The 17,061-nt window shown below is 42.3% G+C and carries 15 protein-coding genes; 3 read left to right on the top strand and 12 right to left on the bottom strand.

Annotated features, from left to right (window positions below; translation table 11 throughout):
- Positions 1–3: 3 nt before the first annotated feature.
- Positions 4–1,893 carry an Nramp family divalent metal transporter gene (locus G509_RS0117260; protein ID WP_026992684.1) on the top strand — a complete coding sequence of 630 codons (1,890 nt, stop codon included), beginning with the start codon at positions 4–6 and terminating at the stop codon, positions 1,891–1,893.
- Positions 1,894–1,987: 94 nt separating this feature from the next.
- On the opposite strand, the gene G509_RS0117255 is transcribed toward G509_RS0117260, so the two are convergent.
- From G509_RS0117255 to kaiC, 11 genes are all read right to left on the bottom strand, one after another.
- On the bottom strand, positions 1,988–3,109 hold the full coding sequence (locus G509_RS0117255; protein ID WP_242604892.1) for an MBL fold metallo-hydrolase: 1,122 nt from the start codon (positions 3,107–3,109) through the stop codon (positions 1,988–1,990).
- Between the two features lie 52 nt (positions 3,110–3,161).
- Complete coding sequence (locus G509_RS0117250; RefSeq protein ID WP_035739293.1) at positions 3,162–3,740, bottom strand: TetR/AcrR family transcriptional regulator; 579 nt, start codon at positions 3,738–3,740, stop codon at positions 3,162–3,164.
- 103 nt (positions 3,741–3,843) lie between these two features.
- A complete protein-coding gene (locus tag G509_RS22405) occupies positions 3,844–5,997 on the bottom strand; it encodes a M12 family metallo-peptidase (RefSeq protein WP_051200353.1) in 2,154 nt (717 codons plus the stop codon).
- Positions 5,998–6,299: 302 nt separating this feature from the next.
- Positions 6,300–6,959 carry an aspartate kinase gene (locus G509_RS0117240; RefSeq protein ID WP_026992681.1) on the bottom strand — a complete coding sequence of 220 codons (660 nt, stop codon included), beginning with the start codon at positions 6,957–6,959 and terminating at the stop codon, positions 6,300–6,302.
- 77 nt (positions 6,960–7,036) lie between these two features.
- Positions 7,037–7,396, bottom strand: coding sequence for a YraN family protein (locus tag G509_RS0117235; protein ID WP_026992680.1), 360 nt, complete (start codon positions 7,394–7,396; stop codon positions 7,037–7,039).
- Positions 7,396–8,376 carry a S66 peptidase family protein gene (locus G509_RS0117230; RefSeq protein WP_026992679.1) on the bottom strand — a complete coding sequence of 327 codons (981 nt, stop codon included), beginning with the start codon at positions 8,374–8,376 and terminating at the stop codon, positions 7,396–7,398. The genes G509_RS0117235 and G509_RS0117230 overlap by 1 nt, the downstream gene beginning before the upstream one ends.
- A 59-nt stretch (positions 8,377–8,435) precedes the next feature.
- Positions 8,436–8,843: a response regulator gene (locus tag G509_RS0117225; RefSeq protein ID WP_026992678.1), complete on the bottom strand. Its 408-nt coding sequence runs from the start codon at positions 8,841–8,843 to the stop codon at positions 8,436–8,438.
- Complete coding sequence (locus G509_RS0117220; protein ID WP_026992677.1) at positions 8,843–10,081, bottom strand: sensor histidine kinase; 1,239 nt, start codon at positions 10,079–10,081, stop codon at positions 8,843–8,845. The genes G509_RS0117225 and G509_RS0117220 overlap by 1 nt, the downstream gene beginning before the upstream one ends.
- Before the next feature lie 4 nt (positions 10,082–10,085).
- Entirely contained in the window at positions 10,086–10,388 is a 303-nt protein-coding gene (locus G509_RS0117215; protein ID WP_026992676.1) for a circadian clock KaiB family protein, read from the bottom strand.
- 5 nt (positions 10,389–10,393) lie between these two features.
- Entirely contained in the window at positions 10,394–10,672 is a 279-nt protein-coding gene (locus G509_RS0117210; protein WP_026992675.1) for a circadian clock KaiB family protein, read from the bottom strand.
- Positions 10,673–12,373 (bottom strand): circadian clock protein KaiC, encoded by a 1,701-nt coding sequence (kaiC, locus tag G509_RS0117205; protein WP_026992674.1) that lies wholly within the window; start codon positions 12,371–12,373, stop codon positions 10,673–10,675.
- A gap of 295 nt (positions 12,374–12,668) precedes the next feature.
- Here kaiC and metG point away from each other — a divergent pair, with 295 nt between their 5' ends.
- Together metG and G509_RS0117195 are read left to right on the top strand one after the other, a co-directional pair.
- Positions 12,669–14,804: a methionine--tRNA ligase gene (gene metG / locus G509_RS0117200; RefSeq protein ID WP_026992673.1), complete on the top strand. Its 2,136-nt coding sequence runs from the start codon at positions 12,669–12,671 to the stop codon at positions 14,802–14,804.
- 154 nt (positions 14,805–14,958) lie between these two features.
- Positions 14,959–16,371: a hypothetical protein gene (locus tag G509_RS0117195; protein WP_131450766.1), complete on the top strand. Its 1,413-nt coding sequence runs from the start codon at positions 14,959–14,961 to the stop codon at positions 16,369–16,371.
- Positions 16,372–16,471: 100 nt separating this feature from the next.
- Here G509_RS0117195 and G509_RS0117190 read toward each other — a convergent pair whose 3' ends face one another.
- Complete coding sequence (locus tag G509_RS0117190) at positions 16,472–16,945, bottom strand: methylated-DNA--[protein]-cysteine S-methyltransferase (protein ID WP_026992671.1); 474 nt, start codon at positions 16,943–16,945, stop codon at positions 16,472–16,474.
- Positions 16,946–17,061 lie beyond the last annotated feature (116 nt).

The following is a 17,061-nucleotide window of genomic DNA, read 5'->3' as shown; positions in this document are numbered from 1 at the left end:
TACATGGCCAATCATAACAACCATTCGCTGGAAGACGTACACGAGTCGGTAGCCGCTGGCGGAAACAGTACAGGCTGGAAAAAAATACTGGCCTTTTTTGGCCCTGCCTACATGATTAGTGTTGGCTATATGGACCCCGGTAACTGGGCTACAGATCTTGCCGGTGGCAGCCAGTTTGGCTACAGTCTGCTTTGGGTACTGCTTATGAGCAACCTTATGGCGCTCTTGCTGCAAAGCCTTAGTGCGCGCCTTGGTATTGTTACCCGCCGCGACCTGGCACAGGCATCGCGCGAAACGTATCCTAAATACATCAACATATTTTTATATGCCCTGGCCGAAGTTGCCATTGCTGCCTGCGACCTTGCCGAGGTGCTGGGTATGGCCATTGGTTTAAAACTGTTGTTCGACCTGCCCATGCTTTGGGGTGTAAGTATTACCATGTTTGATACCTTTTTACTGTTATTTCTTATGAACAAGGGTATTAAAAAAATGGAGGCGTTTATTATAGGATTGATAGCCATAATAGGCTTGTCTTTCTTAGCCGAAATGTTTTTTGCCCAACCCGATGCAGGAGAAATTGTTAAGGGGCTTATACCTACTATACCTAACAGTGCTGCGCTATATATTGCCATTGGTATTATTGGTGCCACGGTTATGCCGCACAACCTGTACCTGCACTCATCGTTAGTGCAAACCCGTAAGTTCGACCGTACATTTAGCGGTATTAAACAGGCCATACGATATAATTTAATAGATTCTGTTATAGCCTTAAACCTTGCCTTTTTTGTAAATGCCGCCATACTTATACTGGCAGCTGCCACCTTTTTTACTAACGGCCTGCACGAGGTGGCCGACATTCAGGATGCTCATAAATTGCTGGAGCCTATGCTGGGCAACTGGGCTGCCATACTGTTTGCACTGGCACTAATTGCTGCGGGGCAGAGTAGTACCATTACGGGTACCCTGGCCGGTCAAATTGTTATGGAGGGTTACCTAAACCTGCGCATACAGCCGTGGGTTCGCCGAATTGTAACACGCCTTATTGCTATTGTACCTGCCTTTTTAGTGATCCTTTATTTTGGTGAAGACTCTACCGGAGAGCTCTTAGTATTAAGCCAGGTAATACTAAGCCTTCAGCTTGGGTTTGCTATTATACCGCTAATTCATTTTGTGAGCGATAAAACCAAGATGAATGAATTTGCCATTGGCACTTATACTAAAATTGGTGCATGGGCCATTGCCCTTACTATTGTTGCGCTAAATGCTAATTTGGTGTACGATGAAATTACCGGTTGGGTAAAGGGGTCAGAAAATCCTGTGTACATCTGGGCGTTTGTAGTGCCTTTTACCGCGCTGGCGGTTGGGGTGTTGCTTTATATTACTATTGAGCCGTTTGTTATGAAAAGCCGCGCGGTTAAAAACCTTGTGCCTCACCTTAGCCCTGCGGCCATTAAAAACCTGCCGGGCAAACAGGTGTACAGCAACATTGTTGTTGCGTTAGATTTTAGCAAAACCGATGGCAAAACCATATCCAGCGCCTTGCAGTTGGGGGGCATTGAGGCTAAATATACCCTGATACATATTGTAGAAACTGTTGGCGCCATGCTACACGGCGACCAGGCATCGGATTACGAAACCAACAGCGATAAAGACTATTTAGACCAATACAAACACAGCCTGGAAGAGCAGGGGTACACCATAGATACCCGCCTTAGTTTTGGCAGCCCTAAAAAAGCGATACCTAAAATTATTAATGCCGATGAGAGCTTTGATATACTGATACTGGGCGCACACGGTCATAATTTATTTAAGGACCTTATTTTTGGCACTACCGTAGATGCGGTTAGGCATAAGGTTAAAATACCGGTACTTATTATTAAGGATACAAGGTAGTTTACATACTTCTTTTGTCTTGAAAAAAGAAGCCAAAGATGTGAGCCGCCTTGCTTTTAATCAGTTATGCTTATGATAAAACTGCAAACTGTAACTATTCAAGCCCCACCCACCATTTGGTAAAGGTTTGGGTGGTATCGTTAAGGTTTACTTTTTGGCCTATCATTGGTGTTACAATAGGCATGTTTTGTTTTTCGGCTTCGGTAGTAACGCGGATGATGGGTTCATCCCAGGCATGTAGCGCTAACGAGAACTTAGCCCAATGCACTGGCATAAGGCGTTTGGTGCGCAGTTCCTTAGCGGCTTTTACCACCTCTTCGGGCATCATGTGTATGTATTTCCAGTATTCGTTGTATTGGCCACACTCTAACAACGCCAGGTCAAACGGGCCGTAAGTATCTCCAATAGTTTTAAAGTGATGGTCGTAGCCGGAATCTCCTCCTAAAAACAGTTTAAGCGAAGGTGTTTGCAGTACAAACCCCACCCAAATAGCGCTGTTTCTTTTAAGGCTTCGGCCAGAAAAATGCCTGCCCGGTACTGCTGTAGTGCTAAAACCATCGCCAAGGCTGGCGGACTGGTTCCAATCTAATTCTATAATAGTAGCAGCATCGTAACCCCAATATTCAAAATGCTCGCCGGTACCAAGGCCGGTTATTACTTTCTTTACTTTAGATTTTAGCTTAAGTACAGTATCATAATCCAGGTGGTCCCAATGGTCGTGCGATATAAACAGGTAGTCAATTTCCGGAAAGTCGTCTACGCTATACACATCGGCACCGGCAAATGCCCTTGTAGTTGCCGGTATGGGCGATGCTGCACCACTAAAAACCGGGTCTACTAATATTGTTTTGCCGTCGGCTTTTATAAAATACGACGAATGCCCAAACCATATCACCACATTTTCATCGGCGCCAAGCTGCTTTAAATCTGTTTTTTGAGAGGGCAATGCCTTTGCCGGCTTACTGCGTTTGCTTTTGCCGAAAAAGAACTGGTACATTACTTTGGTCATCGTAGCGCCTTCGGCCAGGTCGGGTGTAAAGCTTTGGTTCTGGAAAGCCCCATCTTTATAATTAGCCGATTTTTGTATAAGCTCCAGCCTTTTGCTAGTTGGGCGTTTGCCAAATTTTGGATGCTGCATAAAAAGTAATGTAGCTACAACCAGCACTGCAATTAGTATTAAAAATATCATCATTATTTTCTTTAAGATTTTTTTCATTCGAAGCATTCAATTAATAGATTGACTAATCACTCTATTTAATTTAAAAAAATTAGGAGATCATTTTCCAAAGCATATCAAAGCTGTCTTTAATTATTTTCTTTTGTTCTTTATCGGCCAGTTTAGCCTTGGTAAGATATTGGCTAAGCCCAAAAATATGGCTGGACATCAGGGTGAGTATAAATTCGGTATCCCTGTTTTTAATTGCCTTTTGTTTAATCGCGTCTTCAATCTGCGCACAGCTTTTGCTCAGCTGTTTTTTAATCACTTCGGTTGGTACAAGTGCTGCAAAAGGCGAAGAATGAAACTGTTGTATAAAATAGTAGTCGTCTTTGTTTTCTAAAGACCATAATATGATCTCAATAAACTGGTTCCTGAAATCTTTCCTGGGGTTTTTGTCTTTAGCTGCTTTTTCTTCTACATGCTGGCCCATACGGGTTTTAATGTCTATATAGAGCGAAACAATAAGGTCTTCTTTGGTTTTGTAGTAATGAAACAGCGTGCCGTTGGCCACGCCTGCCTGTTTGGCTATCTGGCTTGTAGGGGTGCCATGAAAGCCATACTGTACAAACAGTTTTAAGGCAGCTGCCAATAGGTCTTTTTGTTTATCTGATATAGATTGACTGCTCACTCTACAAATGTATATATTTAAATAATACGCCTAACAAATTTATGTAAATAAAAAAAGGCCCTTTTTGCAAAGGGCCTTTGTAATAATATTTTAGAAGGATATGTTATTGTTTAACGATCCTGAAATGTGCTTCTTTAGTACCGTTGGTAACATTAAAGATGTAAATTCCGTTTGCAAAAGATGCAATGTCTGCATCTACCGTAGTAGTGTTTACTGCTTTATTAAGCAATAACTGGCCTGCTACGTTGTATACACTAACGTTAGTAATGCCTTCCGGAGAAGAAATTGTTACACTGTTGTGTGCCGGGTTAGGGTAGTACTCCAGGTTAGCAAATGTGTTTTCTTTAACTCCAAGTACAGAGCAATATACGTTTGCATTCCAGCCCGGTGCTGTCTGGCCGCTATCTGATATAAACTCAAAAGTTAACGATCCGTCTGCTGCGGTAGAGGTAAGCATACCCGGTACTGTTGTGCCAGAGTAAGTACCTATTAAAGGCGAGTTTATTGAAGGTCCGTCATACACGTATAGGAAATCGTAATCTGCTTCGGTATTAAAGTTATTAAACGTTACAATAATGTCCTGGTTAGGATTTTCAGGAGCAATTGTACGAATCATGTGTTGGTTGTTAGGGTAGTTGTTATCGCCCCTTGAATCTGTAAATGTAACGCCGCTGCACCAGTCTGCTGCAGTTGCAAATATTAATAGTTGCGATTGCACTTCTATATCTTCGCTGCATAAAGGCCTGATAGCAAACCTGTAGTACGTGTTTGGCTGAAGATCGTTAAATGTAAAACTGGCTACAGTAGTTTCCTGCCAGTTAGATACTGCACTTGTTGATGCAGCATACCCAACTTCCCATGGGCCGCCATCTGCGTCTGTCCATGATATAGTGGCCGATGTAAGTGTGCTTGCAACCACAAAGTTTCCTACGTTGTTTATACAAGTGTTAATACAATCTGTACTAAGGCATAAAGAAGACTCTACGTGGTCTAATATTCTTGCTGCAGGCTGTGTGCCAAAACCATTGGCAAAGTTAATGCCTACGCCATTTATAAGGTGGCAATAACTCATTATAGTACCTTTTATAGTTGGTGTAGGTATTGGGCCCTGTTCGCAGTTGCCTTCTATAAAGCCGGCTTGTGTACCGCAACCATCTATAGCAGTATTATCGCCATTCCAGTAACAGCCATGCGTGTGAGGCGAGCCCATAAGGTGGCCCAATTCGTGTGTTATAACCTGAACCGTCCATGAAAATAAAGGTACGTTTTGGTAGTTAAAATCAACATCAGAATAACTTACTTTGTTTGTAGAGCATATACCGCCTATAGATATAGCTACACCGCCAAGTCCTCCCGGGTCTACACTAACAAGCTGACCTAAATCTCCATCAAAAAATGGCCTTAACTGGGCAAATTGCGATAAATAATCGCCAGAGCTGTCGCCTTCATAAGGGTCATTTTCTGTCCAGATGTAGATAGATTTAAGTGCTGTTGTAATACCGTCGTTATCATAAAGCGTCTGAACGTTATTAAAAATAGATGTCATCCAGTTCGTAGTGGTAGTGGTGTTAGAGCCATTTAGCACATACAAATTATAATCAATTTCGAAGTATAAAGTTACACAACGGGCAGACTGAGTGTCCATGCCGCCTTTTTCTGTATGTACTTCGGGTAATTTTTGGGTATCTGTAACACCGCAGGTACTTTCGTTAAGAATGTTTAGCTGCACATCAGAGTAAATAATATAGTCTGAAGTATTGCTGTCTTTAACCGCTTTACCAACAACAAGGTTGTTTAAGGCCTGGCTTGATATAATACCGTTTACCTCGTTATTAAAAAAGTTGAATGATGCAACAGATTTGCTGTCTCCTTTAATAATACCACGGTAGTGGGCGCCGGCCTCGTAAGCTACATCCTGTTTCTTATCTGTATCTACATGGAAACCTTTTGCTGCAACTTCTGCACGGTACAATAGTACAGTAACCTGGGTGCCGTTGTAAGGCAGGCTAAGCTCTATGGCGTTGTACTTGTTAGTAGTTACATCCAGTGCTACAGCACTGTTAAGCTTGGCATAAGTAGCATTGTTTACTACTTTTTCTATGTTTTGTGCGTCCGGGTTGGTAGATAGTGTAAACGGACTGATTTTCTTGAAAGTAGTTTTAGCTTTAACAAGCTCTTCTACTTTAGAGGCCACCTTTTGTTGGCCGTAAAAACTTATAGCACTTAGCAATGCCATAAGAAGAGTAAATTTTTTCATTAGGTAATTTTAAATATAATATACGTTGTGTGATTAATACCAGATTTATTGTAAACCAATTATTTAAGTAGTAGCCTAAATTAAGTTACAGTAAAAATGGTTGCCAAAGTTAACTAAAAAAGCTGCAATAATATTGCAGCTTTCCTAATACTTTGTGATTTTTTTGGTAGTTTTATAATGCCAGCTTTAAGTTTTTAGTGGTAACTGCAATTTTAAAGGCATTAAACACTACAAAAAAGCGATATTGATAATGTTACAACGTTTTTAAATATCAAAACTATAATAAAAATATACTACGGGTATTAAAGATTTTTAAGGTCTTTTATTACTTTAAATGCCAAATCTACCTCCTGCTCGCTTACCAATATGGTAAATTCATAAGACGTGGATATAACTTCGTTTATAATAATACCCTCCCAGGCAAGCCTTTGAAAGATGTAGTAATACACTCCCGGGGTAGAAATATTGTCTTTAGGCAGCTTTACGGTAATAGAGGCAAGGCTGTCTGTACGTTCTATTTGTTTTTCGTCGGCAAAAAGGCGGTCTACCACATGGTTCATAGAAGAACTTACCACAATGTTGGTTTCGTTAACACCACGAGATGATGTATAAAACACCTCCGGGTTAGCGTTTATGCTTGTAATAAGCTCGGCCTGTTTATTTAAGATAGTATCTGATACGGCAAATGTATAATCGGTTAACGATGATCTAACGGTAATTTCGCCTATGCCTTTAAGTACTTTTACAATTTTGTGGTTTACCCTAAAGTCCAAATCTTCAGACAGGCGTTTAAGCGACATAACAACAGCGCCCTGTTTTACATCCTTGCCCAGTTCCTGCTCAAGTTCGGGCATCATATTCCGCGCCAGCGATGTTAAATTAATAATGCCCTGCGAGAGCGCGCTGAGCAAAAATGGCTTGGTTTTTATGTAGTGCTCTACTACAGACGAAATAGTTTTCATAGCGTAATTGGTTGTGTGTGTAGTTGATTAGCCAACAAATATAAGGATTCTAAACAAATTGTTAAATATTTAACAATTTAAAAATAGTAAAAAGCATCTATTAAATGCTCAATTTCGTAGATGTCCCTGTTTTTATGAATGGCTATAATATCAAAACGGGTTTCTACATCCAGGTCGTTCTGTATTATATATTCGTTAACCGCTTTTACCAATAGCTGTATTTTTTTGGGCTTAACAAAATCCTGAGGCAGGCCAAACTCTATGCTGGACCTTGTTTTAACCTCTACTACAGCCAGTACATCGCCTTTTTGTGCTAAAATATCTATTTCGGCTTTTAAGTAAACCCAGTTGGTTTGCAATATAGTATAGCCTTGTTCTCTTAAATATTCGGCTGCTTTTTTTTCGCCTTCTTTGCCAAGCTCGTTATGCTCTGCCATTACTCAAAAGTAATTTTGGTGCCGGTGGCGCTAACATCCATTGTAATTTCTTTGCCAAAAACAAGGGCACGGTTGTCTGTAATATGCCCAGCGGGGAAATTAAAGCAAATGGGTATTTTGTATTCTTTAGTAATATCCTGTATAATTTCTAAGGCATCATGCCCCCACGGAATATCGTTATCGCGCATTTTGGTCATGCCGCCAATAATTATACCCTTTACATTTTTAAAATAGCCGTTGCGTTCCAAATTCATCATCATGCGGTCTATGTGGTACAGGTACTCATCTAAATCTTCTATAAAGAGTATCTTGCCTTTATAGTCAACTTCCGACCTCGACCCTACTATACTGTATAGTACTGATAAATTACCCCCAACAAGTTCGCCGGTAGCGGTACCCGTTTTGTTGAATTTATGTACCGGTATGCTATAGGCCAGCTTTTCGCCAAATAACGATTTTCTAAACGTTTCTACAGCATCTGGTGTGGCATGGGCAACGCTTATGGCCATAATGCCGTGCAGAGTTGCAATATCCATATTATTTATGTGGCTGTGCAGCACGGTGGCATCGCTAAAGCCAATAAACCATTTTGGTTTTTTTTTGAATTTTGTAAAATCTATACGGTCTATCATGCGTACGGTGCCGTAACCGCCTTTAGCGCACCAAATGGCGCTTATGGTGGGGTTATCCAGCATATCCTGAAAATCGGTAGCACGCTGCCAGTCCTGTCCGGCCAACTGGTTGTTATCCAACCCTACCGTTTTGCCAACCACAACGTTTAATCCCCAGCTTTTTAAAAGCTTTATGGCAGGCTCTATGGTTGCTTTGTCTATTTTTCGGGCCGTGGCAAGTATGCCAACAGTATCTCCTTTGGTAAGGTACGGCGGAATTTTCATTGTGTTTTGTGCTTGCAGTAAGGTTGTAAAATGTAAGGCTATAAGTAAGAACAGTATGTTTTTAATAATGGTTTTCCTTTGCATTGATTGCCTTTTTCTATTACAACAAATCTAAAAAATTTAATAGTGCATTCGCTATAAAATTATTCTTCGGCAGATAATACCTCTACTATGCGGTTGGGTATATTATCAAACTCTTCAAAAGAATATGGTTTTATAAGAAAGCCTTTAACGCCCAGTTCTTTACACTGCGCCTCGTAAGTAGGGTTAATGCTTGTAGAATATACAAAACACGGTATGGGCTTAAGCTGCGGGTCGTTGTAAAGTTCTTTAAGCGCCTCTATGCCATTCATTATAGGCATATTAATGTCGGTTAAAATTACATCGGGGCAATCGGTACAGCTTCGCAACAGGTCAAGCAGTTCCTGCCCGTTTTTAACCAGCTCTATTTTTGCAAAATTGCCATTGCTCTCAAAACTTTGCTGCACAATATCGGCATCATCAAAATCATCTTCGGCAATAACAATATGAAATGTTTTTACTTCTGTCATTATAAATTATTGATTGGGAAAAACAAGCTAAAAGTACTGCCACTACCCGGTATGCTCGCTACCTCTATGCGGCCGGTATGGTTTTCCATTATTTTTTTGCAGATGGCAAGCCCTATGCCGTTACCGGAATATTCGTTGCGCAGGTGCAATCGCTGAAAGATAGTAAATATTTTGTTTAAATGGGCTTTATCCATACCAATGCCGTTGTCTTGCACATAAACCCGGTAGTAAAATTTATCGGCCTCTGTGGCTATATCATACCCAATGGTAATTTGGGGCGCAACTTCTTTTTTACTGTATTTAATAGCATTAGCTATCAGATTGCTAAACACCTGGCGCATTTGTACTTTGGTACCGGTAATAACGGGCAGGTCTAATAACGTAATTGTTGCATTATTCTCGGTTATAATTATCTCGAGGTCGTCTTTAACTTCGTTAAGTACCTTATTAAGGTCTATATCGGCCATGTCGTCTTTAACAGAGCTAAAAGCATACTTAACCAAATCATCCACCAACGAGTTTAGCCTTACGGCAGAGGAGCGAATTACCCCAACCGGATTATTTTCGGCCGTATAGCCGGAGGTGTCTAAACGGGCAGTATACATTAGTATTTTGCGCAGCGGCTCTTTAAGGTCGTGCGATATTACGTGTATAAACTGCTCCAGGCTGGTGTTGGTGGCGTTAAGCTCGTTTATTTTAAGTTCCAGTTGCTGCTGGTTTTTAAGCAGGGCTTCTTCGTGTTGTTTCTTTTCGGTCAGGTCGGTTATAACTACGCCGATAGCATCTACAGTAGGAGCTAAACTGGTAAATGATATATTTACCGGAAACCGCCTGCCCTTTACATTTAGCAGCACCTCGCGTTTTGTAGTGCCTTTTAAGGCATCTTCAATAAGGTCGGTAAATACGCCGTGGTCGTCAAAATACGATTTTAGATACGAGCCTGTAATGCGCTCGCTGGGTATGTTGGCCAGTTGCGAAAAATAATCGTTGCAGTATAAAATAAGCCCATCCGGAGTAATGCTCAGGGCGCCTTCGCTAAATTTTTCTATGAGAATGCGGTACGTATAATCAGCACTTTCCAGCGTATAAATTTGCGGTACACCCTCGTCATGCAGTACCAGGGCGTCTACGGCCCCTTCTTTAATGGCATTAATAATACTATCGGCCTCGTAAAGCCGGTTTTTTAGGCCTTCAATTTCAGATAATAATTGTTCTATGTATGCGTCTTTATTCTCCAAGCTCTTATTGATTGAGTTCTAAGATACGCAATACTTTTTGAGTATCAGAAAGGTCGCCCAGAATAATTTTCTGTACGCCCGGCTGCAATTTTATCAAAGTAGGTATGGCAATAATCTGGTGGTGCACGGCCTCTTCTTTATGGCGGGCAATATCTATAATTTCCAGGTTAAATTTTCCGGCAAGATGCTCATCGCAAATTTTGCGAAGATTTTCTATGGCCCGGCCTGATTTTACAGACATACCCGAAACAAAAAGTAAAAACTTATGCTCCTCTGTATCTTCTGTATGGGTGTTGGTGTTTTGCACTGTGGTTAGTTTCCGGGTTTAATATTTAAACCCACAAGAACACGCTCTTCGTTAGAGAGGTCTCCTATTATTTTACGCATAGGCTCCGGAAATTTGCGTACCAGCGTGGGTACGGCCAATATCTGGTCGCCCTCTGCCAGTTGGGGGTTTTTAAGCAAATCTATAATCTCTATGCTGTATTTGCCGGTTAGGTGCTCCTCGGCATATTTTTTAATATTGCTAAGTGCTTTTATAGATTTTGGGGTTTGCCCTGCTATATATAACAACAATTGCCATTCTGCCATTTAGTCTTTTTTAATAGATTTATTATTCTCTCCGGCAAGTTGTTCCTGCAGTTCTTCGGTAGCCCTTAAAAGGCTAAGCTCTTCTTCAGCCGATTCGAACTCATTTCTAAGCGCCTCTATATTTGCCTCCAGCACTTTGCGCTTACGTGCAATTTCGCGGTCTTTGCGGCTTAGTTCTCTTTCCAGCTTCATTTCGTCCATCTTACGTTGCAGCTCGTTGCTTTGCCTTGCTGCACCGGTTAATATGCCGTTAGGCCCCAGTTCTATATCCAGCAATTCTATACCCTTTGCGGTAATTATAAACTCCCTAACCTGGTTAGAGTGGCCCATGCCGCGCGATTTTACAATATAAATGCCACGGTTGCGTTCGCCCAGGCCTTCCATATCGCGCACGGTTATCCAGGTGTCTACTAAGGATGATACCGATTCTTCAGCAAGGTCTGGTCTAAAGTTTTCTGTTTGCTTGTTTAACGATGTAAACAGGGCAGTAATATTGTTAACCTTAAGCATATCTATTAAACGTACCAGCATAGAGCGCACTTCCTGCTCGCTGCCAACATTAATAAGGTTGCTAATAGGGTCTATAATAACCGTGGTGGGTTTAAACTCTTTTATTATTTTGCGAAGCGTAAGCAAATGCAGCTCCAGCCCGTTTAGCGATGGGCGGGATGAATGTATTTGCAAATAGCCATCTTTAATATGCGGCTCTAAATCTATGCTAATAGAGCGCATGTTGCGCACCAGTTGTTGTGGAGATTCTTCGAAAGCAAAATATACGGTGCGTTCTTTTTTAAGGCACTGCTCGTGGGCAAAGTAACAGGCAACCGTAGTTTTGGCTGTACCTGCCGTGCCCGATACCAATATGCTGCTGCCCCTGTAAAAGCCGCCACCATTAAACATATCGTTTAATCCGGGTATGCCGGGAGAAACAATATCGCTCGATACTTCGTTATCCAGCTTAAGCGATGTTATTGGCAGTACAGAGATACCGTCTTCGTCTATAAGAAAAGGGTACTCGTTAGTGCCGTGGGTAGAGCCCCTGTATTTTACAATGCGCAGCCTGCGGGTGCTAACCTGCTCTATAACACGGTGGTCTAATAAAATAACACAGTCAGACACATATTCTTCAAGCCCCTGGCGGGTTAGGGTACTTTCGCCACGCTCGCCGGTAATAATAGCTGTAACGCCTTTTTCTTTCAGCCAATGGAAAAGCCTGCGCAATTCTGCACGCAGTATTCCCTGATTATCAAGGCCAGAAAATAGCGCTTCGAGTGTATCAAGTACCACTCTCTTGGCATTTATAGTATCTATGGCATAGCCCAGGCGGATAAATAGCCCATCAAGGTCGTATTCGCCGGCTTCTTCAATTTCAGATCGTTCTACACGCACATAGTCTACCACCAGTTTTTTATCAGCTTTAAGCTGTTCTAAGTCAAAACCAAGCGACTTAACGTTTAACGACAGGTCGGCAGTTGGCTCCTCGAACGACATAAATACGCCCGGCTCATCAAAATCGGTAATGCCTTTAATTAAAAACTGCATAGACAGCAGCGTTTTGCCACAGCCGGGGCCACCACAAATAAGGGTAGGGCGCCCTTTAGGGAAACCACCTTCGGTAATCTCGTCCAATCCTTCTACTCCGGTAGGGGTTTTAGGAAATATAAAATTGTTGGGTGTGTGTGTGTTGGAGGTCTCTTGCACGTTTCGTCTCATTTATTAGCCTCAAAAATAAATATTATAAAATTAAAGATGTTATGTTTTAACGTATACTGTTATTAATTTAATAATCCTTTAAAAAATTTGGGAAGAAGAATTAACTTGTGGGGAAGATAGTTTAAACCTTGGGGACTCGCCCACAGCTTCTCTCCACGAGGTTGGGGGTGAGGACTATCCGAAAGGTTATCAACGATATCAAATTCCAATTCATCACCCTTTATCTCACACTACACTTTACGCAATAATTTCGTATTTTTGCATTTAAATTTAAATGTACCCGATGTTACAAGATCCAAAAAGATATACTGTTACTGCTGCATTGCCCTATACTAACGGCCCAATACATATTGGCCACCTTGCCGGCGTTTACGTTCCCGGAGATATTTACTCACGCTACCTTAGGCTTCAGGGCCGCGATGTGGCGTTTATCTGCGGAAGCGACGAGCATGGCGTTGCCATATCTATGAAAGCTAAAAAAGAAGGTATTACACCACAGCAGGTTATAGATAAATACCACGCTATTATTAAGCAAAGCTTTACAGATTTTGGTATTTCTTTCGATAACTATTCGCGTACATCGGCTAAGGTACACCACGATACGGCTTCGGAGTTTTTTAAGAAGCTGTATGATGCCGGCCAGTTTATAGAAGAGGTTACAGAGCAGCTGTATGACGAAAAAGCCGACCAGTTTTTGGCCGACCGTTTTGTTATTGGCACCTGCCCTAAATGTGGTAACGAAGAGGCCTATGGCGACCAGTGCGAGCGCTGCGGTTCATCGCTTAATGCTACAGATCTTATAAACCCTAAATCTACCATTACCGGTACTACACCCATATTAAGGTCTACCAAACACTGGTTTTTGCCTTTAGACCAATACGATACTTTTTTAAGGGAGTGGATATTGGAAGGCCATAAAAGTGACTGGAAGCCTAACGTTTTTGGCCAGGTTAAATCGTGGCTGGATGATGGGCTTAAACCCCGCGCCGTTACCCGCGACCTTGACTGGGGTATACCTGTGCCTGTAGAGGGTGCCGAAGGTAAAGTGCTTTACGTTTGGTTTGATGCGCCTATTGGCTACATATCGTCTACCAAAGAGTGGGCTGCCCGCGAGGGTAAAGACTGGGAGCCGTACTGGAAAAGCGAAGATACCAAGCTGGTACACTTTATTGGTAAAGATAATATTGTATTCCATTGCATTATTTTCCCGGCCATGCTTAAGGCAGAGGGCAGCTACATTATGCCCGATAATGTTCCGGCAAATGAGTTTTTAAACTTAGAGGGCAACAAGCTGTCTACCTCTAAAAACTGGGCAGTCTGGCTGCACGAGTACCTGTTAGATTTTCCCGGCCAGCAGGATGTATTGCGTTATGCGCTTACAAGCAACGCTCCAGAAACTAAAGACAACGATTTTACATGGAAAGATTTCCAGGCACGCAACAACAACGAGCTTGTTGCCATTTTTGGTAACTTTATTAACCGTGTTGTGGTGCTTACCAATAAATATTATGAGGGCGTAGTGCCGCAGCCTAACGATTTTAGCGATGTTGACGAGGCTACCCTTACCGAAATGCGCGCTTATCCGGCCGTTATTGCCAGTTCTATTGAGCGCTACCGTTTTAGGGAGGCTCTTGTAGAACTTATGAACCTGGCCCGTCTTGGTAACAAATACCTGGCCGATGAAGAGCCGTGGAAGGTTATAAAAGATAACCCGGAGAGGGTTAAGACCCAGATGTATGTGGCCCTGCAAATTGCTGCTGCGCTTGCGGTGTTATCGGAGCCTTTCCTGCCGTTTACTGCGGCCAAACTTAAAGGCATGCTTAAAATGGACGAAGCGCCGGAAGCTGTATCAGTTTTAGGAATTGTAGACGAAACCCTTAGCTTTAATGATGCAAGGGATAGCCAGCGCAAACTGGGGTGGAACGATATTACCATTAAAACCAACCTTATACCGGCTAACCACCAGATTGGCCAGGCTGAACTGTTGTTTGCTAAAATAGAAGACGAAGAAATAATTAAACAGGTAGAAAAATTGGAAGCTACTAAACTTGCCAACAAGGCCGATAACAAAGTTGTGGAGCCGCAAAAAAATCTTATTACGTACGAGGATTTCTCTAAAATGGACATCCGTACGGGTACTATTATAGAGGCTTCTAAAATGCCGAAAGCCAACAAACTTTTAGTACTTAAAGTAGATACCGGCATAGATGTGCGCACTATTGTTAGCGGTATTGCCGAGAGTTTTACCCCAGAGGAAATTGTAGGCAAGCGCGTTACTGTACTGGTTAACCTTGCGCCCCGCAACCTGCGCGGTGTAGAAAGCCAGGGCATGATACTGATGACGCAGCAGCCTGATGGTAAACTGGTTTTTATAAACCCGGATACCGATGGCGTAGATAATGGCGAGGTTATTAGTTAATTGGTCGAAAGTCGTAAAGTCTCAAAGTTTTTAAAGTCACAAGGTCTTTAGCGGCCAAGTATATTGAGCCTCCGGAAACGGAGGCTTTTTTTGTTGCAATAAACTGGCTTGAAAATTGCTAATGTTACCTTTACTGAATAACTTAGCTTTTACTATGAAAAAGATACTAACCGTATTGCTGGTTGTTGGATGCTTTAACGGCCTTATGGCACAGGTAATGGTATCTGCACACTATTTAGACCTTAAAAAATCGAAGGCGCACCACGAGGCACTTGCCGCTAAAGAGGCTAATAACGGGCAGCTTGTTGTTTTTGCCTCCGATAAAAATACGCTAACGGCATTGCAGTACAACCGTGCCCTGTTTTATAAAGACAGCATTAGCACGCCCCGCCCCGATGCTGCGTATGAGGTTATGGCCGGTTACAGCTTTAATGCCGATGGCAACCCGCAGGTATATTGGGCCAACCACGATTATAGCAAAATTACGGCACTTAGCTTTAATTTTGCAACCAAGGCGGTAGCTACAACCGCTATGCGGTTGCCCATACAGGAAGAAACGGTGCTAACCACCTTTAGCGAAAATAACTCCTACTATATACTTACCCTGCCCAAAGAAGGCGAAAAACTGCATCTCTATATTTTTAACGATGGCAAGTACCAGGTAAAAACGCTGGACTTTTCGGCTTTTGAATTTTACGATCCGGAAAACGACGTAACCAAGCTGAACGATTTATTGCGCGACTATTCGTTCCAAAAAGTAGAAAGCAATGCTTTTAACGCCTTGCCGGTTGCCGGCAGCAAGATAAAACTATATGTGTCGCCAGAAAATATGGTGCTTACGTTAGACCATCATCCGGCTGTTACGCAAGTGTTTACTATAGATACGGCATTTGCAATAAAGGAAAGGCTCATTTCGCAGGCAACGTTAAAACAGTTGGGCAAATCCAATTCTTTTTACGCTAACCAAAAGCTCTATCAGCTCAAGTTTAACGATGATGAAATTGTAATGTCGGCTAAAGACCTCGCCACCGGAAGGCTGCTACGCAGCTATACGGCCGGTAAAGAAGATACGCTAACGTTTACCAATTCGCCTTTACTGATACAAACCGGCAACAAGCCTGCCGCCGAATTTAAAAGCACTAAAAAATGGCTTTCTAAAGCGGCTCAGGGCAGCCCGGCTATTACCGTGTATCAAACGCCCGACGACCTTATGGTTGTGGCGGGAGGGCTGCGTAATGTTGTTAGCACCGGCGATGCTATTTTAGCGGTAGCCCTAACAGGGGCGGTGGTAATGAATGGTGGTTATGGCGGAGACGGTTTAGGATTGTTTGATTCAGAGAATGTGCAGTCGGTTTATTTTGAGAGCCTTTTTGATGACAATTTTCAGTACCGGCCTTATCAGCAAACAAGCCTTGCAATAGACCATATTGGGCAGTTTATAGGCGGCAATAAGAATATATCGTTAGAAACGGTTATACCCTATAACGGCTACTATATTTTAGGCTTTTATGATGCTAAAGCCAAAAAATATGTGCTTTTAAAATTTGAGGACGATTACGGGTATTAAAGGAACACGTCTTGCTTAATGGAACACGGATGACACGGATGCGGGCAATCGCGGATTTACACAGATTATTTTATTCTTTGAAATTGTACTTGATTTATAACTAAAACAAGCTCTGCTGAATGGGTGGGGTTTCGTGCTCCAGTAGCCATTTTTTACGCCAGAGCCCGCCGGCGTATCCGGTCAGGGAGCCGTCAGATCCTATAACGCGGTGGCACGGCACCACTATCCATAAAGGATTTTTACCATTGGCGGCAGCTACGGCACGTATTGCTTTTACATCGCCTAATTGCATCGACAGCGCGTGATACGATGTTGTAGTACCAAAAGGAATATTAAGCAGCGCATCCCAAACCCGTTTCTGAAAATCAGTCCCCGCAGGGTTCATCACAAAATCAAAATTAGTGCGTTTACCTTCAAAATATTCCTGCAACTGGGCAACAGCCTGTTGCAATTCAACGGGAATAGTATCAGTAAGTGCAACACTCTCTTCCAACACCGATATTTTAGCCACGCCCTGCGCATCGCCGGTAATTGCGGTTATGCCAAGAGGTGTTTTAATATAAGCGTGTTGCATTAGATAGCAGATTTAACGGATGCTCCGCAGTCGCGGATTACAAATATACAAAAAGCAACTATCTAATAAACAAAACCCCTTTTAGCAAAAAGTGTCAAAAGGGTTACTATATAAAA

Origin of the sequence: Flavobacterium subsaxonicum WB 4.1-42 = DSM 21790, assembly GCF_000422725.1 — a bacterium.
GTDB lineage: Bacteria > Bacteroidota > Bacteroidia > Flavobacteriales > Flavobacteriaceae > Flavobacterium > Flavobacterium subsaxonicum.
The sequence above is the reverse complement of the archived record's forward strand: the minus strand, read 5'-3'. Positions and strand labels throughout refer to the sequence as shown.